Annotated in this window: 19 protein-coding genes and 1 tRNA gene; 19 read left to right on the top strand and 1 reads right to left on the bottom strand. The window is 63.9% G+C overall.

The features are described from left to right. Positions 1-11 precede the first annotated feature (11 nt). Positions 12-1,673, top strand: coding sequence for an alpha-amylase family glycosyl hydrolase (locus AC06DU_RS12840; protein ID WP_478202577.1), 1,662 nt, complete (start codon positions 12-14; stop codon positions 1,671-1,673). A 330-nt stretch (positions 1,674-2,003) separates the two neighbouring features. Here the strand turns inward: AC06DU_RS12840 and AC06DU_RS12835 are convergent, their stop codons facing one another. After that, the gene (locus AC06DU_RS12835) at positions 2,004-3,125 is read right to left on the bottom strand and encodes a LacI family DNA-binding transcriptional regulator (RefSeq protein WP_024937933.1); all 1,122 of its coding nucleotides are present in this window, start codon (positions 3,123-3,125) and stop codon (positions 2,004-2,006) included. 325 nt (positions 3,126-3,450) lie between these two features. On the opposite strand from AC06DU_RS12835, the gene thrS reads away from it, so the two are divergent. The 18 genes from thrS to AC06DU_RS12745 all read left to right on the top strand — a co-directional run bounded on the left by thrS (position 3,451) and on the right by AC06DU_RS12745 (position 22,931). After that, positions 3,451-5,355, top strand: a complete 1,905-nt coding sequence (gene thrS, locus AC06DU_RS12830; protein ID WP_046343264.1) for a threonine--tRNA ligase — start codon at positions 3,451-3,453, stop codon at positions 5,353-5,355. Between the two features lie 48 nt (positions 5,356-5,403). Beyond that, complete coding sequence (gene infC, locus AC06DU_RS12825; protein WP_080591364.1) at positions 5,404-5,946, top strand: translation initiation factor IF-3; 543 nt, start codon at positions 5,404-5,406, stop codon at positions 5,944-5,946. A 239-nt stretch (positions 5,947-6,185) separates the two neighbouring features. Beyond that, positions 6,186-6,383, top strand: a complete 198-nt coding sequence (rpmI, locus tag AC06DU_RS12820) for a 50S ribosomal protein L35 (RefSeq protein WP_002811096.1) — start codon at positions 6,186-6,188, stop codon at positions 6,381-6,383. Positions 6,384-6,393: 10 nt separating this feature from the next. Beyond that, on the top strand, positions 6,394-6,753 hold the full coding sequence (gene rplT / locus AC06DU_RS12815) for a 50S ribosomal protein L20 (protein ID WP_003484828.1): 360 nt from the start codon (positions 6,394-6,396) through the stop codon (positions 6,751-6,753). 262 nt (positions 6,754-7,015) lie between these two features. Beyond that, complete coding sequence (gene pheS / locus AC06DU_RS12810) at positions 7,016-8,011, top strand: phenylalanine--tRNA ligase subunit alpha (protein ID WP_102251757.1); 996 nt, start codon at positions 7,016-7,018, stop codon at positions 8,009-8,011. Positions 8,012-8,137: 126 nt separating this feature from the next. Further along, the gene (gene pheT, locus AC06DU_RS12805; RefSeq protein ID WP_478202576.1) at positions 8,138-10,516 is read left to right on the top strand and encodes a phenylalanine--tRNA ligase subunit beta; all 2,379 of its coding nucleotides are present in this window, start codon (positions 8,138-8,140) and stop codon (positions 10,514-10,516) included. A 21-nt stretch (positions 10,517-10,537) separates the two neighbouring features. Then, a complete protein-coding gene (locus AC06DU_RS12800) occupies positions 10,538-10,837 on the top strand; it encodes an integration host factor subunit alpha (protein WP_002811076.1) in 300 nt (99 codons plus the stop codon). Continuing rightward, entirely contained in the window at positions 10,818-11,174 is a 357-nt protein-coding gene (locus tag AC06DU_RS12795) for a MerR family transcriptional regulator (RefSeq protein ID WP_005995911.1), read from the top strand. Before AC06DU_RS12800 ends, AC06DU_RS12795 begins: the two co-directional genes overlap by 20 nt. A gap of 60 nt (positions 11,175-11,234) precedes the next feature. After that, a tRNA-Pro gene (locus tag AC06DU_RS12790) sits at positions 11,235-11,311 on the top strand. A 473-nt stretch (positions 11,312-11,784) separates the two neighbouring features. After that, positions 11,785-12,483, top strand: coding sequence for a polysaccharide biosynthesis/export family protein (locus AC06DU_RS12785; RefSeq protein ID WP_016903310.1), 699 nt, complete (start codon positions 11,785-11,787; stop codon positions 12,481-12,483). Then, entirely contained in the window at positions 12,465-13,904 is a 1,440-nt protein-coding gene (locus AC06DU_RS12780) for a GumC family protein (protein WP_179465573.1), read from the top strand. Before AC06DU_RS12785 ends, AC06DU_RS12780 begins: the two co-directional genes overlap by 19 nt. Positions 13,905-14,147: 243 nt before the next feature. Beyond that, positions 14,148-15,602, top strand: coding sequence for an undecaprenyl-phosphate glucose phosphotransferase (locus AC06DU_RS12775; RefSeq protein ID WP_046343239.1), 1,455 nt, complete (start codon positions 14,148-14,150; stop codon positions 15,600-15,602). 94 nt (positions 15,603-15,696) lie between these two features. Further along, entirely contained in the window at positions 15,697-16,983 is a 1,287-nt protein-coding gene (locus tag AC06DU_RS12770; RefSeq protein ID WP_160954469.1) for a polysaccharide biosynthesis protein GumE, read from the top strand. Continuing rightward, positions 16,980-18,071, top strand: coding sequence for an acyltransferase family protein (locus AC06DU_RS12765; protein WP_184378592.1), 1,092 nt, complete (start codon positions 16,980-16,982; stop codon positions 18,069-18,071). The genes AC06DU_RS12770 and AC06DU_RS12765 overlap by 4 nt, the downstream gene beginning before the upstream one ends. A 13-nt stretch (positions 18,072-18,084) precedes the next feature. Then, complete coding sequence (locus AC06DU_RS12760; RefSeq protein WP_478202575.1) at positions 18,085-19,173, top strand: acyltransferase family protein; 1,089 nt, start codon at positions 18,085-18,087, stop codon at positions 19,171-19,173. Positions 19,174-19,240: 67 nt separating this feature from the next. Next, a complete protein-coding gene (locus AC06DU_RS12755; RefSeq protein ID WP_478202574.1) occupies positions 19,241-20,383 on the top strand; it encodes a glycosyltransferase family 4 protein in 1,143 nt (380 codons plus the stop codon). Then, complete coding sequence (locus AC06DU_RS12750) at positions 20,380-21,429, top strand: glycosyltransferase (RefSeq protein WP_115042327.1); 1,050 nt, start codon at positions 20,380-20,382, stop codon at positions 21,427-21,429. The genes AC06DU_RS12755 and AC06DU_RS12750 overlap by 4 nt, the downstream gene beginning before the upstream one ends. A gap of 17 nt (positions 21,430-21,446) precedes the next feature. Next, positions 21,447-22,931, top strand: coding sequence for a lipopolysaccharide biosynthesis protein (locus AC06DU_RS12745; RefSeq protein ID WP_180969715.1), 1,485 nt, complete (start codon positions 21,447-21,449; stop codon positions 22,929-22,931). The last annotated feature ends 29 nt before the right edge of the window (positions 22,932-22,960 follow it).

Genomic DNA, 22,960 nt, shown 5'->3' with positions numbered 1-22,960 from the left:
TGCGGCATGTGATGATGGCTGGATTGATCGTATCTGCAGGGGCGGCGAGCGCGGCGGCTGCACCCGGCGATTACTACGGCACGCTGGAACCGTTCGCTGCCGACGCGGTGTATTTCGTGGTGACCGACCGTTTCGTCAATGGCGACCCCGGCAACGACCAGCGCGACCAGGGCGGTGCTCATCGCACGTTCGATGTGCCGACGCCTTGCGCAGATGGAGTCGGCGACAACATCGGTTACCTGGGGGGCGACTTCAAGGGCATCGTCGAACATGCCGACTACATCCGCGACATGGGCTTTGGCGCGGTATGGATCACGCCGATTGTCGACAATCCGGATGAGGCCTTCACCGGCGGCAAGCCGATCAGCTGCGGCAGTACGCTCAGCGACCACGGCAAGACCGGCTATCACGGCTACTGGGGCGTGAATTTCTACAAGCTCGACGAGCATCTGCCCAGTCCGGGCCTGGACTTTGCCGGCTTCACCCGCGCCATGCATGCCGACCGCTTGAAGGTAGTGCTGGATATCGTGGGCAATCACGGCTCGCCGGCCTACAGCATGCCGGTGGCGCAGCCGGGCTTCGGCAAGCTGTACGACGCCGATGGCCGCCTGGTCGCCGATCACCAGAATCTGCCACCGGCGCAGCTGGATCCGCAGCACGTTCCGCTGCACGCGTTCTACAACACCGGGGGCGGCCTGGCCGAGCTGTCCGATCTCAACGAAAACAATCCCGCCGTGCTCGATTATCTGGCCGGCGCGTATCTGCAGTGGATGGAGCAGGGCGCCGACGCGTTCCGCATCGACACCATCGGCTGGATGCCCGACCGTTTCTGGCATGCCTTCGTTGCACGCATCCGCGAAAAACGTCCGGGGTTCTTCATGTTCGGCGAAGCCTTCGATTACGACGCCAACAAGATTGCCGGGCATACCTGGGCGCGCAATGCCGGCGTCAGCGTGCTGGATTTCCCGTTGAAGCAGCAACTGTCCGCTGTCTTCGGCCATGAGCAGGCCGGGTTCGAGAAGCTCGCCGCGCCGCTGTTTTTGCGTCGGGGGCCGTATGCCAACCCGTACGAGCTGATGAGTTTCTACGACAATCACGACATGGCGCGCCTGGATGCCAGCGACACCGGCTTCATCGACGCGCACAACTGGCTGTTTACCGCGCGCGGCATCCCGGTGATCTATTACGGCTCGGAAACCGGCTTCATGCGCGGGCGCGCCGAACATGCAGGCAACCGCAATTACTTCGGTGCCGAGCGCATCCGCACTGCACCGCATAGCCCGATTTTCGGCCCGTTGCAGCAGATCGCGCGGCTGCGTCGCGATACCCCGGCATTGCAGCGCGGCGTGCAGGTGGATGTGCTGCTACGCGGGGATCACGCGGCATTTTTGCGGGTCTATCAGCATGCGGGCGCCAGCCAGACGGCGTTGGTGCTGCTCAACAAGGGCGATGCGGCGGCGAATATCGAGGTGACGCGTTTTCTGCAGCCCGGCACCTGGCGCGACGCGATGAGTGGCGAGCAGGTGCCGGTGCAGCGTCGGCTGCTGGCGGCGGTGCCCGCGCATGGGGTGCGGGTGCTGCTGTTGGACGCGCCGATCACCGACCCGGACTTGCGCAGACAGCTCGACGCGCAGATGGCCGGGCAAGCCGCGCGCGATGCCCGCAACCGGTAGGAGCGCCCCCGGGCGCGACGGGGCGTTGCCGGGAATGCCACGTCGCGCCCGGGTGCGCTCCTACTAGGCATCACATCGCGGGCTGTCGCGCACGCTCCAACGAATCCCAAATTCCGAATCCGGCCGACGCTTACTTCGATCCTGGTCACGCTGCGGGCCGCGACAGCACGGGGCCGCGCGTAACAGGTAGGAGCGCATCCGGGCGCGATGGGCGTTGCCGGGAACGCCCCGTCGCGCCCGGGTGCGCTCCTACGAGGCGTCAATGGCTGCGGCCGACCCCGCACAGCCCGCCACGTATGCTCTAACGATTCCCGATTCCCGATTCCCGACTCAACGCCTGACAGCCCCATCAGCCGCCCGGCCAAGCACCGCCTCGCCGGTCTCCGCGCCGGACGGTCTCCAGCCCAACGGTGGCTGCAGCCCACTGCTGCGCGAGGAATCACGCAGCGCCAGCTTCACCGGAATCGTGCGGCTCTGCGCCGCTTCGCCGCGGATCAGCGCCACCAGGCTTTCCACCAGGAGCGTGCCGGCTTGCTTGGTGTCCTGCTGCACCGTCGACAGCGCCGGCGCCACCGACGCCGCCAATGCGATATCGTCGAACCCGCTCACCGCCACATCCTGCGGCACCCGCAGGCCGCGCTCGCGCAAGGCGCGCATTGCGCCGATCGCAATCAGGTCGCTGGCCGCGCACACCGCATCGAATGCCTTGCCGCTGTCGAGCAGCGCCAGGCACGCGGCATGGCCGGACGACTCGGTGGTGATTGCGTCGAACTGCAGCGCGCGATCGGCCACCAAGCCCTGCTGCTTCAGCGCAGCCACGTAGCCGCGGTAGCGCTCTTCGAACTCGGGATAGTGGTTGGACGCGTGGCCGAGAAAGGCGATGCGGCGGCAGCCCTGCGCCAGCAGATGCTCGGTGATATCCAGCCCGCCCTGGTAATTGTCGCTGCCGATCGAGATGCCCGGCTGCCCCGGCAGCGCCGCGCCCCAGCGCACGAAGTGGGTACCTTGTTCGACCAGCAACTGCAGCCGCTGGCGCGACTGCTGATAATCGCCGTAGCCGAGCAGGATGATGCCATCGGCCTTGTTGCTGTCTTCGTAATCTGCCTGCCAGTCCTTGGACAGCTGCTGGAACGACACCAGCAGGTCGTAACCCTGCAGCGCGCAGGCGCGGGTGATCGAGCCCAGCATCGAATGGAAGAACGGGTTGATCAGCGAATCGTCGGCGGTGGGGTCTTCGAAGAACAGCAGTGCCAGCGTGCCGGCATTGCGCAGCCGCAGCGACGAGGCGTTCTTGTCGACCTTGTAGTTCAATTCCTTGGCGATGCGCAGGATGCGCTTGCGGGTCTCTTCGTTGACCATCGGGCTGCCGCGCAGCGCGCGCGACACGGTCGGCTGCGACACGCCGGCCAGGTAGGCGATATCCAGCGAGGTGGCTTTACCCTTGATGGTCATGGTCGGCACTGGCAGCACAGGTGGCCGGCATCATGCCACGCGCCCGCCGGCCCCGTGCCGGCATGCGCAACAGCGGGCTGATTGGTTTACCATTCGCTTCCAAGACCCCTTGCGAGAAGGTGGCCCGCGCCCCGCGCCGGCCCAGCGTGCGACATGAGCACTACCACCGCCCACCGCTGATTCCGGCCGCGCCAGTCCGCAGGGCGCCCGCACGGCGTTCGTTCCGCCCCACCTCTCGCCATACCCTTATCCGAGCCTGTCCCGCAACGGGCAGATCTCCCTTGCAGCCGCCGCGCTGCAGCCAGCACAGACCTCATCCTTGCCCATGATCAACATCACGCTCCCCGACGGCAGCCGCCGCGAATTCGAATCCCCCGTCTCGGTGATGCAGGTCGCCCAGTCGATCGGCGCCGGCCTGGCCAAGGCCACCATCGCCGGCCAGGTCGACGGCCAGCTGGTCGATGCCAGCGACGTCATCGATCACGATGCCAGCCTGCGCATCATCACCGCCAAGGACGCCGAAGGCGTGGAGATCATCCGCCACTCCTGCGCGCATCTGGTCGGGCATGCGGTCAAGCAGCTGTACCCGGAGGTCAAGATGGTGATCGGCCCGGTCATCGCCGAAGGCTTCTACTACGACATCTACAGCGAACGCCCGTTCACGCCGGACGACATGGCCGCGATCGAGCAGCGCATGCAGGAATTGATCGCGCAGGACTACGACGTGATCAAGAAGGTCACCCCGCGCGCCGAGGTGATCGAGGTATTCGCCCAGCGCGGCGAGGAGTACAAGCTGCGCCTGATCGAGGACATGTCCGACGACATCACCGCGATGGGCCTGTACTACCACCAGGAATACGTGGACATGTGCCGCGGCCCGCACGTACCCAACACGCGCTTCCTCAAGGCCTTCAAGCTGACCCGCATTTCCGGCGCCTACTGGCGCGGCGATGCCAAGAACGAGCAGCTGCAGCGCATCTACGGCACCGCCTGGGCCGACAAGAAGCAGCTGGACGCCTACATCCTGCGCATGGAAGAAGCCGACAAGCGCGACCATCGCCGTATCGGCAAGCAGCAGGACCTGTTCCATCTGCAGGAGGAGGCGCCGGGCCTGGTGTTCTGGCATCCCAAGGGCTGGTCGCTGTGGCAGGTGGTCGAGCAGTACATGCGCAAGGTCTATCGCGACAGCGGCTACGGCGAAGTGCGCTGCCCGCAGATCCTGGACGTGTCGCTGTGGCAGAAATCCGGCCACTGGGACAACTACCAGGACGCGATGTTCTTCACCGAGTCGGAGAAGCGCACCTATGCGGTCAAGCCGATGAACTGCCCGGGCCACGTGCAGGTGTTCAATCAGGGCCTGCACAGCTACCGCGACCTGCCGATCCGCTACGGCGAGTTCGGCGCCTGCCACCGCAACGAGCCCTCCGGCGCGCTGCACGGCATCCTGCGCGTGCGCGGCTTCACCCAGGACGACGGCCACGTGTTCTGCCTGGAATCGCAGATCGAAGCCGAAGTCACCGCGTTCCATCAGCAGGCACTGGCGGTCTATACCGCGTTCGGCTTTGAGGACATCGAGATCAAGATCGCGCTGCGTCCGGAAAAGCGCCTGGGCGACGACGTCACCTGGGACAAGGCCGAAGCCGCGCTGCGCAGCGCGCTGGGCGTCTGCGGGGTGGAGTGGCAGGAGCTGCCGGGCGAGGGCGCCTTCTACGGCCCCAAGATCGAGTACCACCTCAAGGACGCGATCGGCCGTACCTGGCAGCTGGGCACCATGCAGGTCGATTTCATGATGCCGGGCCGCCTCGGCGCCGAGTACGTGGACGAGCACAGCCAGAAGAAGCATCCGGTCATGCTGCACCGGGCGATCGTCGGCTCGATGGAGCGTTTCATCGGCATCCTGATCGAACACCACGCCGGCGCCTTCCCCGCCTGGCTCGCCCCGGTCCAGGTCGTTGTCGCAAATATCACCGACGCCCAGGCAGACTATGTCGACTCGGTTCGGAAAACCCTTGCAAATCAAGGCTTCCGTGTGAGCGCGGATTTGCGTAACGAGAAGATCGGATATAAGATTCGCGAGCATACGCTGCAACGCGTGCCTTATCTGCTCGTCGTCGGTGACCGCGAGAAGGAAAACGGCGCCGTCGCCGTGCGGACACGCTCGGGAGAGGACCTCGGGACCATGACGGTCTCGGCCTTCATCGAACGTCTGCAGGCAGAGCAGGCAGCGTGAGCCAACCCCGGCCGGTCTGGATGATCCGGATGCGCCGGTTCGATTCCCCTGGGAGATTGCAATATCAGTACCCCTGACAACAAACAGAACCGCAAGAACCAAGAAATCCGTGTGCCGCGCGTCCGCGTGATCGGCAGTGACGGTGAGATGGTCGGCGTGTTGTCGCGCGACGAAGCGCTCGCCAAGGCCGAGGAAGAAGGCCTGGATCTGGTCGAAATCCAGCCGCAGGCCGATCCGCCGGTCTGCAAGATCATGGATTTCGGCAAGTTCAAGTTCGAGCAGCAGAAAAAGGCCAACGAGGCCAAGAAGAAGACCAAGCAGGTCGAGATCAAGGAACTCAAGTTCCGTCCGGTCACCGACGAGGGCGACTACCAGATCAAGCTGCGCAACATGCGCCGCTTCCTGGAAGAGGGCGACAAGGTCAAGGTCAATATCCGCTTCCGTGGCCGTGAAATGAGCCACCAGGAGCTGGGGCGCGAGATGGCGTCCCGGATCGAGGCCGACCTGGGCGACGACATCGTCATCGAGTCGCGTCCGCGCCTGGAAGGGCGCCAGATGGTCATGATGATCGCGCCGAAGAAGAAGATCTGATCCCGCGCCAGGGCGGGCCCGACGGGCCCGCTCTGGCCGGCGACAGCATCCATTTGCAAGAATTCCCGGCAACGGGCATACTGCGCGGCCCGGTTTTGCCGGGGCGCCGCGCAAGCGGTACAGGACCTGTCCGGATCGTGTTCGATCAAGGACTTACAAGCAGGCAAGGGCAAGGATGGAAAGCGTGGTCGCAAGACTGCCGCCCGGGTCAGTGACAAAACACCATCAAGGACATTGCAATGCCCAAGATCAAGACCAACCGGGCGGCGGCCAAGCGTTTCCGCAAGACCGCCTCCGGCAAGTACAAGTGCGGCCACGCAAACCGTAGCCATATCCTCACGAAGAAAGCGACCAAGCGGAAGCGCAACCTGCGGCAGACGAACCACGTCCGTGCCGAGGACGCTGGCCGTCTCGATCGTATGCTTCCCTACCTCTGAGGACTGACCCATGGCACGAGTAAAGCGTGGCGTACAGGCGCGTCGCCGCCACAAGAAAATTCTGACCCTGGCGAAGGGTTACTACAACGCTCGCCGCAAGGTCTTCCGCGTTGCCAAGCAGGCAGTCATCAAGGCGCAGCAGTACGCCTACATTGGCCGCAAGCAGAAGAAGCGTAACTTCCGTTCGTTGTGGATCACCCGCATCAATGCGGCTGCCCGCATCAACGGCTTGAGCTACAGCCGTTTCATGAATGGCCTGCTCAAGGCTGGCATCACCCTGGACCGCAAGGTGCTGGCTGATATCGCCGTGCACGACGCCGCCGGCTTTGCCGCGCTGGCGGAGAAGGCCAAGGGCGCGCTGGCGGCATAGGTGCGAGTCCCTCGCAAGAGCCCGCACATCCATGTGCGGACTTTTGGAGGGGTAGTTTCTCGAGGGAGCTTGCGCATTCGTGTACAGGCCTCCGGCGAGGGCAAGCAGATATGCAGGGGGAAGGGCGCGAGTCCTTCCCCTTTTGCGTTTTTAGATGGCCGGCATCGCTGACTGGATGCCGGGCTAGACCAGATTTGAGTGGCAATGCGTTCCGGTGCATCCGGAAACACCGTTCGGTAGACGCAGTTGAGGCGCGAGTGCAATGAGTGAGATTCAATCCCTGACCGAGCGTGCGCTGGCCGATGTCGCCGCCGCGCAGACGCCGGACCAACTGGAAGCCTTGCGCGTCGCATTGCTCGGCAAGAGCGGCAGCATCACCGCCCAGCTCAAGCAGCTCGGCACGCTGCCGGCCGATCAGCGAAAGGCCGCTGGCGAAGCGATCAATCTGTCGCGCGATGCGCTGACCGCGGCGTTGTCCGAGCGCAAGCACACGCTGGAAAACGCCGCGCTGGACGCACGTCTGGCCGGGGAGCGGATCGATGTCACCTTGCCGGGGCGTCGCAGCGAACGCGGTGGATTGCACCCGGTTACGCGCACGCTCGAGCGCATCGTCGAGATCTTTGCGCGCCTGGGCTATGAGTTGTCCGATGGTCCGGAGATCGAGGACGACTGGCACAACTTCGAAGCCCTGAACTTTCCGCCGCACCATCCGGCGCGCGCAATGCACGACACGTTCTATTTCGGTGATGGCCGCCTGTTGCGCACCCACACCTCCGGCGTGCAGGTGCGTTACATGGATGCGCACAGACCGCCGCTGCGCATGATCGCGGCCGGCAAGGTGTACCGCTCCGATTCGGACCAGACTCATTCGCCGATGTTCCATCAGGTCGAAGGCCTGCTGGTCGACGAACACTCTAACTTCGCCGATCTCAAGGGCACCTTGTCCGAGTTCGTGCGGGCGTTCTTCGAGCGCGATTTCGAGATGCGCTTCCGCCCCAGCTATTTCCCGTTCGTGGAACCGGGCGCGGAAGTGGACATCGCCTGGCAGCAGCCGGACGGCAGCACCCGCTGGCTGGAAGTGCTCGGCTGCGGCATGGTGCACCCCAACGTGCTGCGCAGCGTCGGCATCGACCCGGAGCGCTACACCGGCTTCGCGTTCGGCCTGGGCGTGGAGCGCTTTGCGATGCTGCGCTACGGCGTCAACGACCTGCGCGCATTCTTCGAAAACGACGTGCGTTTTCTCAGGCAGTTCGCCTGACGGCGGGGAATCGGGAATTGGGAATGGGGAATCGCTGGAGCCACGTGCTCTTTGGATTCCGTTCCCCAGGCCCGACGTCCCCGCTTTTGCGATTCCCCACTCTCCATTTCCGATTCCCGGCTCCTCATGAAATTCTCTGAAAATTGGCTGCGCAGCCACGTTCCCATCCAGGCGAGCCGCGACGAGCTTGCCGCGACGCTGACGGCGATCGGTCTGGAGGTCGAAGAGGTCACGCCACTGGGCGAGGCGCTGGGGCAGGTGGTGGTGGGGCGTATCGTCGAGGCGGTGCGTCATCCGGAAGCCGATCGTCTGCAGGTCTGCAGTGTCGACGCAGGGCAGGGCGAGTTGCTGCAGATCGTGTGTGGCGCGCCCAATGCGCGTGCCGGTCTGGTGGCACCACTGGCGCTGGTCGGTGCGCAGATCGGCGCGCTCACCATCACTGCGGCCAAGCTGCGCGGGGTGGCGTCCAACGGCATGCTGTGCTCGGCCAAGGAACTGGGGCTGGACAGCGATGCGTCCGGCCTGTTCGAGCTGCCCGACGATGCGCCGGTGGGTCAGGCGCTGGACGAGTACCTGGGGCTGCCCGATGCCAGCATCGAGATCAAGCTGACGCCCAATCGCGCCGACTGCTTCAGCGTGCGCGGCATCGCCTTCGATGTGGCGGCCGCCTGCGCCAGCACAGTGGTGGCCTTTGAAGCCGATGCAGTGGCGCCGGTGTCCACGCGCACGCTGGCGGTGGAATTGCATGCCGGCAACGCTGCGCCGCGCTATTGCGGACGGGTGATCGAAGGTATCGACCCGGCCGCAACAACGCCGGTGTGGCTGGCCGAGCGGCTGCGTCGCAGCGGCGTGCGTCCGGTCTCGCTGCTGGTGGACATCACCCAGTACGTGATGCTGGAACTTGGCCAGCCGATGCATGCGTTCGATCTGGACACCCTGCAAGGCCCGATCGGCGTGCGCCATTCGCGCAGCGGCGAGCAGCTGGCATTGCTGGACGGGCGGCAGGTCACGCTGGACGACAGCTTCCTGACCATCACCGATGCCGACCGCCCGGTCGCATTGGCCGGCCTGATGGGCGGCCTGGATACCCGCGTCACCGACACCACGCGCAACGTGTTCCTGGAGTCGGCGTACTTCGATCCTGCGGCGATCATGGGGCGTGGCCGCAAGTTCGGTCTGCATACCGATGCCGGTCATCGCTTCGAGCGTGGTGTGGATCCGGCATTGCCGCCGCAAGCGATCGAAGTGGCGACGCGGCTGGTCCTGGAACTGGCCGGTGGTGCGCCGGGCCCGGTGGTGCATGCGCAATTGCCGGAGCATCTGCCACAGCCGGCGCGCATCCTGCTGCGGCGTGCGCGGATCGTGCGCGTGCTCGGTATCCAGATTGACGATGCCGAGATCGTGCGCATTCTGTGTGCGCTTGGCATGCAGCTGGAGGCGGTTGCCGAAGGCTGGCAGGTGATGGCGCCGAGCCGTCGCTTCGATATCGCCATCGAAGAGGATCTGATCGAAGAACTGGCGCGTATCCACGGGTACGATCGCGTGCCGACCACGCTGCCGGGCGGCGCAAGCCGGATTGCGATGCCGAGCGAAACCCAGCTCGATGAGCTCAGCGTGCGGCGCCAGCTGGTGGCGCGCGAGCTGCAGGAAACCATCAATTACGCCTTCGTCGACGCCACTTTGCTGGAGCGCTGGCAGCTGACCGACGGCCTGGTGCCGTTGGCCAATCCGCTCAGCGCCGAGCTGGCGATCATGCGTCCGCGCCTGTTGCCGGGCCTGGTGGCGACGCTGGGCCGCAATGCCGCCCGCCAGGCCGGGCGGGTGCGCCTGTTCGAGCTGGGCAAGGTGTTCGAGGCCGCGTCCGATGCCGGCGCCGCCCCGCAGGAGTCGCAGCATGTCGCCGCGGCCGTGTGCGGCGATGCCCTGGCGCTGCAGTGGGGCGAGCCCGCGCGCAAGGTGGACTTCCACGATCTGAAAGGCGACCTGATGGCGCTGGCCGCGGCCAGTGGCGCGGTGCTGGAGTTCCAGCCCTCTGCCCAGCCCTTCGGGCATCCGGGGCGCTCGGCCGACATCCATCGCGATGGCGTGTGCATCGGCTGGATCGGGCAGGTGCATCCGCGCCTGGCCAAGGCATTGGACATCGACGTGGATGTGATCGCGTTCGAACTGCAGCTGACGGCGTTGGTCAAGCGTGAGCTGCCGCGTGCCGGCGAGCTGTCGCGGTTCCCCTCGGTGCGTCGCGATCTGGCCTTCCTGGTCCCGGAAGAGGTGAGCTGGGCGGCGCTGTCGAGCAGCGTGCGTACCACCGTCGGACCGTTGTTGCGCGAGGTGCAGCTGTTCGACCGCTACGTCGGGCAGGGGGTCGAGCCAGGTTTCAAGAGTCTGGCTATGGGCTTGATTTTGCAGGATAACTCGCGCACTCTCACCGACCGGGACGTCGACGCAGTCGTTGCCGATGTGGTGGCCGTGATCGAGCGCGAACACCGCGCCCGGATCCGGAGTTGAGGCGGTAACCAGGGGATTGGCATGGCATTGACGAAAGCGGAGATGGCCGAACGTCTGTTCGACGAGGTCGGTCTGAACAAGCGCGAGGCAAAGGAATTTGTCGACGCGTTCTTCGATGTGCTGCGCGATGCGCTGGAGCAGGGCCGTCAGGTGAAGCTGTCCGGTTTCGGCAACTTCGATCTGCGGCGCAAGAATCAACGGCCCGGTCGCAATCCCAAGACTGGCGAGGAAATTCCGATCTCGGCCCGCACGGTGGTGACCTTCCGTCCGGGCCAGAAGCTCAAGGAGCGGGTGGAGGCTTATGCTGGATCCGGGCAGTAATCGCGAACTACCGCCAATCCCGGCCAAGCGCTACTTCACCATCGGCGAAGTCAGCGAGCTGTGCGACGTCAAGCCGCATGTGCTGCGCTATTGGGAAACCGAGTTTCCGAGCCTGGAACCGGTCAAGCGGCGCGGCAACCGGCGCTATTACCAGCGCCACGACGTGCTGATGGTGCGCCAGATCCGTGGCCTGCTGTACGAGCAGGGTTACACCATCGGCGGCGCACGCCTGCGTCTTGAAGGCGATGGCGCCAAGAGCGAGTCGGCGCTGAGCAACCAGATCATCAAACAGGTGCGCATGGAGCTGGAAGAGGTTCTGCAACTGCTGCGCCGCTAGGAAAACGTTTCACAAAGCCGCTATAATCGCAGGCCGCCCTCGCGGCGGACGCAACATCTTCGGGGTATAGCGCAGCCTGGTAGCGCACTAGTCTGGGGGACTAGTGGTCGTCGGTTCGAATCCGGCTACCCCGACCAAACACGGAGCCCATGTCTTCACTGACATGGGCTTTTTTGTTGCGCCGCACAATGCGATCGGCGGTCTGTCATACGCCTGACACGATATGTCCATCGGCATACTGCACAGCAGCATGAAATGCCTGGCCGAGCCCGTTTGGTTGCGGTTCTGTTCGCTATGGACCTGGGTCACGCAATGTCGCTAAGTCCCCGAAAATGCTCCAAATCATTGGCGGCGGATTCGTACTTGGATCACGTTTTGTTAACGCCGCAACGACGAACTTGAATCAATAGGCCAACGCCGTCAAAAAAATGGCGAGCAGCGTCTTGCGATGCGTTGGTTCTATGCCATAGTGCACTGCAACACGTCACACCTGTCGTGATCCCAAGCGTCTTGGGATGAATTTCTCTGTCGTACGTTCTTGCTGGCGTGTTGGCCGGTTGAATGCTGCGCGAGGTCCTGTCCCACCCAACCGAGGCAGCCAGCCACACGCATGAAAAAACTGATCGGACGATTTTGCCAAGGCCTCAGCCTGGCGTTGATCTGCTCGATGGCACTGGGCGCATGCAGCACCGGTCCGAAGATGGCCGATTCGCTGCCGCTTCCGGATCCGCTCGCGATGTCCGCCGTGCAACCGGAGTATCGACTTGCCCCAGGCGACTTGCTGTTGTTCAAGGTGTTCCAGGTCGACGATCTGGAGCGGCAGGTCCGCATCGATCAGAACGGCCACATCTCGCTGCCGTTGATCGGCGACGTCAAGGCAGCCGGCCTGGGTGTCGGCGAGCTGGAAAAGCTGGTGGCAGAACGCTACGCCGCCGGTTATCTGCAGCAGCCGCAGGTGTCGGTGTTCGTGCAGGAATCCAATGGTCGCCGGGTCACGGTGACCGGTGCGGTCGACGAGCCGGGCATCTATCCGGTGATCGGCGCCAACCTGACCCTGCAGCAGGCCATCGCGCAGGCCAAGGGCGTCAGCACCGTGGCCAGCCGCGGCAACGTCATCGTGTTTCGCACCGTCAACGGTCAAAAGATGATCGCCAGATTCGATCTGACCCAGATCGAGAAGGGGGCCAACCCGGATCCTGAGATCTACGGCGGCGACATCGTTGTGGTGTACCGCTCCGACGCACGCGTCTGGCTGCGCACCATGCTGGAACTGACCCCCCTTGTGATGGTGTGGCGCGCTTACCGATGAGTATGAATTCAGACAATCGTTCTTCCCCGTCTCATCGTCACGGGCATCTCGAGCTGGCCGACGTTGGCTTGCTCGACTACTGGCGCGCGCTGGTCTCACAGCGCTGGTTGATCATTCTGATCACCGTCGGGGCAGTGGCACTGGCGTTTGGCGTCACCCTGCTGATGCCGGAAAAATACCGCGCCACCAGCACGCTGCAGATCGAGCGCGACTCGCTCAACGTGGTGAATGTCGACAACCTGATGCCGGTGGAATCGCCGCAGGATCGCGATTTCTACCAGACCCAGTACCAGCTGCTGCAGAGCCGCTCGCTGGCCCGTGCGGTGATCCGCGAAGCCAAGCTCGATCAGGAGCCGGCGTTCAAGCAGCAGGTCGACGAAGCGCTGGAAAAGGCTGCTGCCAAGAATCCGGAAGCCGGCAAGTCGGTCGACTCGCGCCAGGCCATCATCGAGCGCAGCCTGACCGATACGCTGCTGGCCGGGCTGGTGGTCGAGCCGATCCTCAATTCGCGCCTGGTCTACGTCAACTACGATTCGCCGGACCCGGTGCTGGCTGCCAAGATCGCCAACACCTATACCAAGGTCTTCATCGTCAGCACGCAGGAACGCCGCATCAAGGCATCCTCGTTCGCGACCAAGTTCCTGGCCGAGCGCCTGGAGCAGTTGCGCGACAAGGTGGAGGACTCGGAGAAGAATCTGGTCTCCTATTCCACCGACGAGCAGATCGTGTCGGTGGGCGACGACAAGCCATCGCTTCCGGCGCAGAACCTCAGCGACCTCAATGCGATGCTGGCATCGGCGCAGGACGCCCGCATCAAGGCCGAGGCAGCCTGGCGTCAGGTCAGCAGCGGTGACGCGATGTCGCTGCCGCAAGTGCTGAGCAATCCGCTGATCCAGAGCCTGCGCGGCGAGCAGATCCGCTTGAACACCGAATATCAGCAGAAGCTGTCGACCTTCAAGCCGGACTATCCGGAAATGCAGCGTCTGAAGGCGCAGATCGAAGAGTCGCGTCGCCAGATCAATGGCGAGGTCCTCAATATCCGCCAGTCGCTGAAGGCGACCTACGACGCGTCGGTGCATCAGGAGCAGCTGCTCAACCAGCGCATCGCCGGATTGCGTAACGATGAGCTCGATCTGCAGAGCCGCAGCATCCGCTACAACATGCTTAAGCGCGACGTCGATACCAACCGCCAGCTCTACGATGCGCTCCTGCAGCGCTACAAGGAGATCGGTGTGGCGAGCAACGTCGGCGCCAACAACGTGACCATCATCGATACCGCAGACGTGCCTACGTCTAAGACTTCGCCGAAACTCAAATTGAACCTCGCTTTGGGCTTCATCTTTGGCGTATTCCTGGGTGTGGCTGTGGCACTGGTGCGCTACTTCCTGCGTGGCACGGCAGCGCAGACGCGGTTGGACTGACATCGTCGTGTTGCACAACGATGGTTAATTGAAGTGACAACTGATTCAGCGTGGAAAAGGTTGGATCCCGTATGTTTCGGGCTCCTTCGTTTGAAAGTTTGTCTCTGTTGAAACAAAGGGCTGTCGTGCGATCTGGGGTCGGTAGGTATTACCGCGGTGATCGCCCGACGGAGATGATTGAAAGCTCGCGTGCGTTTCGTATGTTCCCCCGCATGCGCCGTATCGAGTTTGGAGGACATCCCCATGCTTTTGGCAGACTTGAGTAGCGCGACTTACACCACATCCTCGCCGCGATTGTTGTCCAAGTATTCGGCTGCGGCCGATCTGGTCCTGCGCGTCTTCGACCTCACCATGGTCGTGGTTTCCGGGCTGATCGCCTATCGCATCGTCTTCGGTTCCTGGGTGCCTGCGGCACCGTACCGGGTCGCCATCGCCACCACGCTGTTGTACTCGGTGATCTGCTTTGCGCTGTTCCCGCTGTATCGCAGCTGGCGCGGTCGCGGGCTGTTGAGCGAGCTGATGGTGCTGGGCGGTGCATTCGGCGGCGTGTTTGCGCTGTTCGCGGTGCATGCGCTGATCGTGCAGGTCGGCGAGCAGGTCTCGCGCGGCTGGATCGGCCTGTGGTTCGTCGGTGGGCTGGCCTCGCTGGTGGCGGCCCGCACGGTGCTGCGCGGCTTCCTGAATCACCTGCGCACCCAGGGTGTGGATGTGCAGCGGGTGGTGGTGGTCGGTCTGCGTCACCCGGTGATGAAGATCAATCACTACCTCAGTCGCAACCCCTGGGTCGGCATGAACCTGGTCGGTTATTTCCGCACACCGTACGACATCGCCGTGACCGAGCAGCGTCAGTCGCTGCCGTGCCTGGGCGATCCGGACGCGCTGATCGAGTACCTGAAGGACAACCAGGTCGAGCAGGTGTGGATCTCGCTGCCGCTGGGCGAACGTGATCACATCAAGCAGTTGCTGCAGCGCCTGGATCGCTATCCGATCAACGTGAAGCTGGTGCCGGACCTGTTCGACTTCGGTCTGTTGAATCAGTCCGGCGAGCAGATCGGCAACGTGCCGGTGATCAACCTGCGCCAGGGCGGTGTGGACCGCGACAACTACTTCGTGGTCGCCAAGGCGCTGCAGGACAAGATCCTGGCCGTGGTTGCGCTGATGGGCCTGTGGCCGTTGATGGCTGCGATTGCGGTCGGTGTGAAGATGAGTTCGCCGGGCCCGGTGTTCTTCCGCCAGCGTCGTCATGGCCTGGGTGGGCGCGAGTTCTACATGTTCAAGTTCCGCTCGATGCGTGTGCATGACGACCATGGCACCACCATCCAGCAGGCGACCAGGAACGACACCCGTATCACCCGTTTCGGTGCGTTCCTGCGCCGCAGCAGCCTGGACGAGTTGCCGCAGATCTTCAACGTGCTTGGTGGCAGCATGTCGATCGTGGGGCCGCGCCCGCATGCCGCGCAGCACAACACCCATTACGAAAAGCTGATCAATCACTACATGCAGCGCCATTACGTCAAGCCGGGTATCACCGGTTGGGCGCAGGTCAATGGATTCCGTGGTGAAACCCCGGAGCTGCGCACGATGAAGAAGCGCATCCAGTACGACCTGGACTACATCCGTCGCTGGTCGCTATGGCTGGATATCCGCATCATCGTGCTGACCGCAGTGCGTGTGCTCGGACAGAAGACCGCGTACTGATGATGGCGGGGAGTGTGCGACCTGGCGCGCCGAGCGCCGCGGGCGGCTGCATCGCAGCCGCCCCTTTCAAGCAGGCGTCTGCATGCTGATCCGAATGAGCGACGAGGCCCGCGTTCGCTGGCACAACCTGCTGATCGAGCTGACGCTGCTGGTCGGCGTTGGTTACAACCTGCTGCTGGCGCTGATCAACGCGAACGTTTTCACCGTACGTCCGGTGATCACTTACGCAGTCGAGTTCATGGTCTACGCCGCGTGTTTCCTGCTCGGCCTGGGTTCGATGAGCCGCAAGCGCATTGCATTGATCATCAGCGGCCTGGGGCTGATCGTCACCTTGATGTTCGTGCGCTTCCTGGTGAACTGGCAGATCGATCCGAAGTTCTTCCGCGACGCGCTGGTGGTGTTTGCGTTCGTGGTGCTTGGTTCGGCTTACACCGGGTCGGTGCCCAAGCTGTTCGTGCGCATGACCATCATCGTGTCGTTGGTTGCGGCCTTCGAACTGGCGATGCCCAGCGCCTATGGCGATCTGGTCAACCCGAAGAGCTTCTTCGTCAACGCGCGCGGCATGAGCGCGGAAGGGTTCTGGAACGAAGACAGCAACCTGTTCGTCAGCGCCACGCGACCGGGCGAGCGCAACTTCCTGCCGGGCTCCAATCTTCCCCGCGCCTCCTCGATGTTCATCGAGCCGGTGACGATGGGTAATTACATCTGCTTCTTTACCGCGATCGTGCTGGTGTTCTGGCGCTGGATGCGTCCGGCGATGCTGATCCTGTCGGTCGGTTTGATCGGTTTCATGGTCGTGGCCTCCGACGGCCGACTTGCGGCGGGCACCTGCGTGCTGATGGTGCTGCTGTCGCCGCTGTTGAAACGCCTGGATCAACGGCTGGCGTTCCTGGTCTTCCTGCTTGTGATCATGACGGCGTGGTTGCTGGTGTGGATCACCGGGATCACGGCCTATCAGGACAACACGATGGGCCGGATCTTCTTCACCGTCAATTCGATGAACAACCTGTCCTTCAACTCGTGGATGGGCCTGGATTTTGCGCAGGCGTACCGTTACTTCGACAGCGGCATTGCCTACTTCATCGCATCGCAGTCGATCGTCGGCGTGCTCGCCTTCCTGCTGTCGTATTCGTTCCTGTTGTTGATGCCGAGCAAGGAAGGGCAGTTGTTCAAGAACCTGGCGATCTTTGCGTTCGCGCTGAGCCTGCTGGTGTCCAACGGCTACTTCTCGATCAAGACGTCGGCATTGTGGTGGTTTGTGTGCGGCTGCCTGTGGCACATGCGGCCGACCTGGTCTGCTACCAGTGCTACGCAGCTGCCCAGACAGGATCCGGCCGACGAGGATGCGCGATTGCCACTGCCCGCGGGAGGTACGCGATGAGTGTGGCGGCAACGCAAGCACCACAACCGGTGGCACCGGTCGTCGGTGCGTCCGTTGCCACCGGCGGGCGCAGCCGCGACCCGCGTATCGATGCCACCAAGGCCCTGGCGATCCTGTTGGTGGTGTTCTGCCACGCCAAGGGCGTGCCGCATGCGATGACGTTGTTTGCCTACAGCTTCCACGTGCCGCTGTTTTTCATGGTGTCCGGCTGGCTGGCGGCGGGCTATGCGTCGCGGACCACCGGCTTGCCGCAGACCATCAGCAAGCAGGCACGCAGCCTGTTGCTGCCGTATGTGACGTTTTATCTGCTCGGCTACGCGTACTGGTTGCTGACGCGCAATATCGGCGAGAAGGCGGCGCGCTGGGGCAGCCATCCGTGGTGGGAGCCGATCGTGGCGATGTTCACCGGGATCGGCCCCGATCTGTATGTGCAGCCCCCGCTATGGTTCCTGCCGGTGATGCTGGTGACGGTGCTGAGCTATGTGGTGCTGCGCCGCTGGCTGTCGCCTGTGGTGATCGCGGTGGCGTCGTTGATCCTGGCCTGGTGCTGGATGCGCTGGTTTCCGGGCCAACAGGTCCGGCTTTTTTTTGGCCTGGACGTTCTACCGGTGTCGCTGTGCTTCTACGCGCTGGGCGCCTTGCTGATCCACGTCTCCGCACGTCTGCCGAGCTCCTTGCCGGTAAGCGCGCTGGCGACCGTGCTGCTGGCGTTGCCGGTGGCCTGGCTGGCCGATCGTAACGGCCGCATCGACGTCAACATGCTGGAGTTCGGCCGCAACCACGTCGGGTTTGTGGTCAGCGCAGTACTCGGCTCACTGATGGTGATCTGTGCCGCACGGTTGGTGCAGGGCTGGGCCTGGATACAGTGGATCGGCCGCAATACCTTGCTCATCCTATGCACCCATATGCTGGTGTTCTTCGTGCTCTCCGGTGTTGCAGCGCTGGCCGGCGGATTCGCTGCCTCGCGCCCGGGCCTGGGCTGGGCAGTGTTCGTGACGGTGTTTGCGCTGCTCGCGTGCGTGCCGCTGCGCTGGTTGCTGATGCGTTTTGCGCCGTGGACCCTGGGTGCCCGCCCGGTGGCGGCATGAACGGCGCTGCGCCATGACCACCGCACCGTATTCCAACGCGGCCCGGCACGGCGGCCTGGGTGCCAAGGCTGCGCCGGCGCCTGCATTGACCCGCGATTGCCAGATCGATGCAGCAAAGGCGCTGGCGATCGTCCTGGTGGTGCTGGGGCATGCCAACGGCATGCCGGCCGCCTACAAGTTGTTCGCCTACAGTTTTCATGTGCCGCTGTTTTTCGTGCTGTCCGGCTGGGTCGGCGAGCGCTTCGGCCACCGCGCAATGACGGTGGCGACGATTGCGAAGTTGGCGCGCACGTTGCTGGTTCCCTATGTCGCGTTTTTCCTGGTGGCCTACGCCTGCTGGCTGCTGATGGGAGTGACCAGCCGCGCGGCGCATCCATCGCATGTGCTGCCGTGGTGGGATCCATTTGTGGGCCTGTTCTGGGCCAATGGCACGCGTCTGTACGTGCTTCCGGCGTTGTGGTTCCTGCCTGCGTTGTTCGTCACCACGCTGGCCTACATCGCCTTGCGCACGCGCCTGACGACGGCGGCCCTGGCGGCAGTCAGTTTGTTGCTCGCCTTGGCATGGGCGGGCTGGTTTCCGTCGTTGCACCTGCGGCTTCCATTGGCGCTGGATGTATTGCCTGTCGCGCTGTTCTTCATCGCCGTGGGCGGATGGCTGTCGCGCTACGCCGATGCACTGCGCGCGCTTGGCGCCTCGGCATGGGCATTGGCACTGCCGGTGCTGGCAGCAGCGTGGTGGTGGCTGGCCGGATGGAACGGGCAAGTGGATGTGAACAATCTGCAGTTCGGGCATTCCGCTGCGGTATTCCTGCTGGTCAGCCTGCTGGGCACCGCAATGACTTTGTGCGTGGCGTATTTCGTCCGGCAGTGGCGTTTGCTGCAGTGGATCGGTGGCAATACCTTGCTGATCCTGTGCACGCACACATTGGTGTTTCTGGTGCTCACCAGTGTGGTGGCACGAACGGGTGTGATCGCTCGCAGCCTGATCGGCACACCGGCCTGGGCGATGGGCCTGAGCGCGTTCGCTGTCGCGGTCAGTGTGCCGATGCGCGCGGTGCTGGTGCGCGTTGCACCATGGATGTTGGGATTGAAACGCAAATGACGAGCTTCCAGAATGATCAGCCGAGCATGCAGATGTGTCTGCGTCGCTGGCACAGGAGATTGGCGTAATGAAAGTGGTGCATGTCGTCCGCCAATTCCATCCTTCGATCGGAGGCATGGAGGAAGTCGTTCTCAATGTGGCCCGTCAACACCAGGCCACCAGTGCCGATACGGTGGGGGTCGTGACGCTGGATCGGGTGTTTACCGATCCGGGCGCGCAGCTTGCGCAGCAGGAGACGTATCAGGGCTTGCCGATCCGACGCATCGGTTATCGCGGCTCGTCGCGTTACCCGTTGGCGCCGTCCGTGCTGAGCGCGATCCGCTCGGCCGATCTGGTGCACCTGCACGGCATCGATTTTTTCTACGACTATCTGGCGCTGACCAGGCCGCTGCATGGCAAGCCGATGGTGGTGTCCACGCACGGCGGCTTCTTCCACACTGCGTATGCCTCGCGGATGAAGCAGCTATGGTTTCAAACGCTCACCCGCACTTCGGCATTGGCGTATGCGCGGGTGATCGCCACCAGCGAGAACGACGGCGAGCTGTTCGCCAAGGTGGTGTCGCCGGCGCGCTTGCGGGTGATCGAAAACGGCGTGGACGTGGAGAAATACGCAGCGCAGGGCGCAGCGACGCCGGGACGGACCATGATGTATTTCGGCCGCTGGTCGGTGAACAAGGGCCTGATCGAAACCCTGGAGCTGCTGCAGGCGGTACTGCAGCGCGACCCGCAGTGGCGCCTGATCATTGCCGGGCGCGAATACGATTTGAACGAGGCCGACCTGCGCAAGGCGATCGCCGAGCGGGGCTTGCAGGACAAGGTGCAGCTCAGCATGTCGCCGTCGCAGGAGCAATTGCGCAGCCTGATGCAGCAGGCGCAGTTCTTCGTCTGCCTGTCGCGCCATGAAGGCTTCGGCATCGCTGCGGTCGAAGCGATGAGTGCAGGCCTGATTCCGATCCTCAGCGACATCCCGCCGTTCGTGCGTCTTGCCAGCGAATCGAGGCAGGGCGTGATCGTTAACCGCGACCGGATCGATGCGGCCGCAGAGCAGGTACAGACGCTTGCGCTACAGGCGGATGCCGATTTCGATACGCGTCGTGCAGCGTCCATGGCGTACGTGAGCCGCTATGACTGGAAACATGTGGTCGGGCGCTACGTCGACGAATACCACACCGCGTTGGGCACCCGCCGTACCCAGGAGGCAGTGCGATGAGCGCGCCTGCATCGGCAGCGACTGTGCGTGCGTCCGCGCAGCCGCAGGTCACCGTGCTGTTCTCCACCGAGAAGCCCAATGCCAGCACCAATCCGTACCTGACCCAGCTTTACGCATCGCTGCCCGCTGCAGTGCAGCCGCGCTTCTTTTCGATGCGCGATGCGCTGTTGTCGCGCTACGACGTGCTGCATCTGCATTGGCCGGAATATCTGCTGCGCCATCCCAGTGCGGTTGGCACCCTGGCCAAGCAGATGTGTGCGGCGCTGTTGCTGCTCAAGCTGCAGCTGACCGGCACGCCGGTGGTGCGCACCTTGCACAACCTGGCACCGCACGAGGATCGCGGCTGGCGCGAGCGCGGCCTGTTGCGCTGGATCGATCGGCTGACGCGTCGCTGGATCCGCATCAACGCGACCACGCCGCCGCGACCGCCATTCACCGACACCATCCTGCACGGCCATTATCGCGAGTGGTTTGCAAAGATGCCGCAAGGCACGCCGGTTCCGGGGCGGCTGCTGCATTTCGGTCTGATCCGCCCGTACAAGGGCGTGGAAACGCTGCTGGAGGTGATGCGTCAGGTCGACGACCCGCGCCTGAAGCTGCGTATCGTCGGCAACCCGGCCACGCCGCAGATGCGCAGCCTGGTGGAGGAGGCCTGCGCGCAGGATCCACGTGTGAGTGCCTTGCTGGCTTATGTTGAAGAACCGGTGCTCGCACGCGAAGTCAGCGAGGCCGAGCTGGTGGTGCTGCCGTACCGGCAGATGCACAACTCCGGCACCTTGTTGCTGGCATTGTCGCTGGCGCGCCCGGTGCTGGCACCGTGGAGCGAATCCAATGCGGCGATTGCCGAAGAAGTGGGGCCGGGCTGGGTGTTTCTCTATGACGGCGAATTCGATGCGGCGCTGCTGACCGGCATGCTGGACCAGGTGCGTGCCGCGCCGCGCGGCCCGGCACCGGATCTCTCGCAACGCGACTGGCCACGGATCGGACAGCTGCACTACCGCACCTACCTGGAAGCGCTCGGCAAGGATGGAGACGCCGCGCTGTGACCGCAGAGATCCCGACGATGAATTCCCCCACGCCGCCGCCACAGCGCAGCCTCGGTTCGCGCGCCGCCGGTGGGGCAGCGGTGACCATGATCGGCCAGTCGGCCAAGATGGTCGTGCAGTTCGGCGGCATCATCCTGCTGGCGCGCCTGCTGACGCCTTACGACTACGGCCTGATGGCGATGGTCACCGCGATTGTCGGTGCGGCCGAGATCCTGCGCGATTTCGGCCTGTCTGCCGCTGCCGTGCAGGCCAAGCATGTCAGCCGCGAGCAGCGCGACAACCTGTTCTGGATCAACAGCGGCATCGGCTTGTCGCTGTCGGTGATGGTGTACGCCTCTGCCCATGTGATCGCCAACTTCTACAAGGAGCCGGCGCTGGTGACGATCTCCCAGGCGCTGGCGGTGACCTTCCTGATCAACGGCATGACCACGCAGTACCGCGCGCATCTGAGCCGCGGGCTGCGGTTTGGCCAGGTCGCGCTCAGCGATGTGGGATCGCAGGTGCTGGGCCTGGGCGCGGCCGTCGCTGCCGCCTTGCTGGGCTGGGGCTATTGGGCGCTGGTGGTGCAGCAGGTGGTGCAGGCGGTGGTCAATTTCATCATCGCGGCGAGCTGTGCACGCTGGTTGCCGGGCGGGTACCAACGCTCGGCGCCGATGCGCGACTTCATGAGCTTCGGCTGGAACCTGATGGCCGCGCAGTTGCTGGGCTATGCCAGCCGCAACGTTGGCCAGGTCATCATCGGTTGGCGCACCGGCCCGGACGCACTGGGCCTGTACAACCGTGCGTTTCAGCTGTTGATGATGCCGTTGAATCAGATCAACGCGCCGGCCACCAGCGTGGCGTTGCCGGTGTTGTCGCAGCTGCAGGACGACCGCGAACGCTTCAGCGCCTTCCTGCTGCGCGGGCAAACGGTGATGGTGCATCTGATCGTCGCGCTGTTCGCCTTCGCCTGCGCGCTGGCCATGCCGCTGATCGTGCTGGTGCTCGGCGAGCAGTGGCGCGAGGCGGTGCCCCTGTTCCAGGTGCTGACGCTGGGCGGTATTTTCCAGACTGCGTCCTATGCAACCTACTGGGTGTTCCTTGCCAGGGGGCTGATGCGCGCGCAGTTGCTGTTCTCGCTGGTCAGCCGCATCGTGCTGATCGGCTGCATCTTCGTCGGCTCGCGCTGGGGCGCGATGGGCGTGGCGATCGGTTATTCATTCGGGCTGCTGGTGACCTGGCCGTTGTCGCTGGTCTGGGTTGGCAAGATCTCCGACGCACCGGTGGCTGCACTGTTCACCAATGCGGTGCGCGCGATGACCGCGTACGGCGTGGCGGGCGTGTGCGCGTATTACGCATCCATCACCGTCGGTGGCCCGCTGTGGCAGCAGCTGGCCGTTGGTGCGGCCACGATGGCGGCGGTCTGTCTGCTGGCGTTGGCGATCTGGCCGGCGTTCCGTCGCGACGTCATTGCCATTCTCAACATCCGCAAGTTGCTGAAGCAGGCCAAGGCACGCCAATGAGATCGACATCGTCTTCGCCTGCGTTCCTG

This window comes from Xanthomonas sp. NCPPB 3200 (assembly GCF_056393585.1).
This window is presented reverse-complemented; position numbering and strand designations above follow the sequence as displayed.

Excerpts from the sequence above, each read along its gene's own strand:
- AC06DU_RS12745 (WP_180969715.1), top strand. The coding sequence starts at position 21,447 with ATGAATTCCCCCACGCCGCCGCCACAGCGCAGCCTCGGTTCGCGCGCC.
- pheT (WP_478202576.1), top strand. The coding sequence starts at position 8,138 with ATGAAATTCTCTGAAAATTGGCTGCGCAGCCACGTTCCCATCCAGGCG.
- AC06DU_RS12840 (WP_478202577.1), top strand. The coding sequence starts at position 12 with ATGATGGCTGGATTGATCGTATCTGCAGGGGCGGCGAGCGCGGCGGCT.
- pheS (WP_102251757.1), top strand. The coding sequence starts at position 7,016 with ATGAGTGAGATTCAATCCCTGACCGAGCGTGCGCTGGCCGATGTCGCC.
- AC06DU_RS12785 (WP_016903310.1), top strand. The coding sequence starts at position 11,785 with ATGAAAAAACTGATCGGACGATTTTGCCAAGGCCTCAGCCTGGCGTTG.
- AC06DU_RS12750 (WP_115042327.1), top strand. The coding sequence starts at position 20,380 with ATGAGCGCGCCTGCATCGGCAGCGACTGTGCGTGCGTCCGCGCAGCCG.
- rpmI (WP_002811096.1), top strand. The coding sequence starts at position 6,186 with ATGCCCAAGATCAAGACCAACCGGGCGGCGGCCAAGCGTTTCCGCAAG.
- AC06DU_RS12765 (WP_184378592.1), top strand. The coding sequence starts at position 16,980 with ATGAGTGTGGCGGCAACGCAAGCACCACAACCGGTGGCACCGGTCGTC.
- AC06DU_RS12770 (WP_160954469.1), top strand. The coding sequence starts at position 15,697 with ATGAGCGACGAGGCCCGCGTTCGCTGGCACAACCTGCTGATCGAGCTG.
- AC06DU_RS12795 (WP_005995911.1), top strand. The coding sequence starts at position 10,818 with ATGCTGGATCCGGGCAGTAATCGCGAACTACCGCCAATCCCGGCCAAG.
- AC06DU_RS12775 (WP_046343239.1), top strand. The coding sequence starts at position 14,148 with ATGCTTTTGGCAGACTTGAGTAGCGCGACTTACACCACATCCTCGCCG.
- thrS (WP_046343264.1), top strand. The coding sequence starts at position 3,451 with ATGATCAACATCACGCTCCCCGACGGCAGCCGCCGCGAATTCGAATCC.
- AC06DU_RS12835 (WP_024937933.1), bottom strand. The coding sequence starts at position 3,125 with ATGACCATCAAGGGTAAAGCCACCTCGCTGGATATCGCCTACCTGGCC.
- AC06DU_RS12755 (WP_478202574.1), top strand. The coding sequence starts at position 19,241 with ATGAAAGTGGTGCATGTCGTCCGCCAATTCCATCCTTCGATCGGAGGC.
- AC06DU_RS12800 (WP_002811076.1), top strand. The coding sequence starts at position 10,538 with ATGGCATTGACGAAAGCGGAGATGGCCGAACGTCTGTTCGACGAGGTC.
- rplT (WP_003484828.1), top strand. The coding sequence starts at position 6,394 with ATGGCACGAGTAAAGCGTGGCGTACAGGCGCGTCGCCGCCACAAGAAA.
- AC06DU_RS12760 (WP_478202575.1), top strand. The coding sequence starts at position 18,085 with ATGACCACCGCACCGTATTCCAACGCGGCCCGGCACGGCGGCCTGGGT.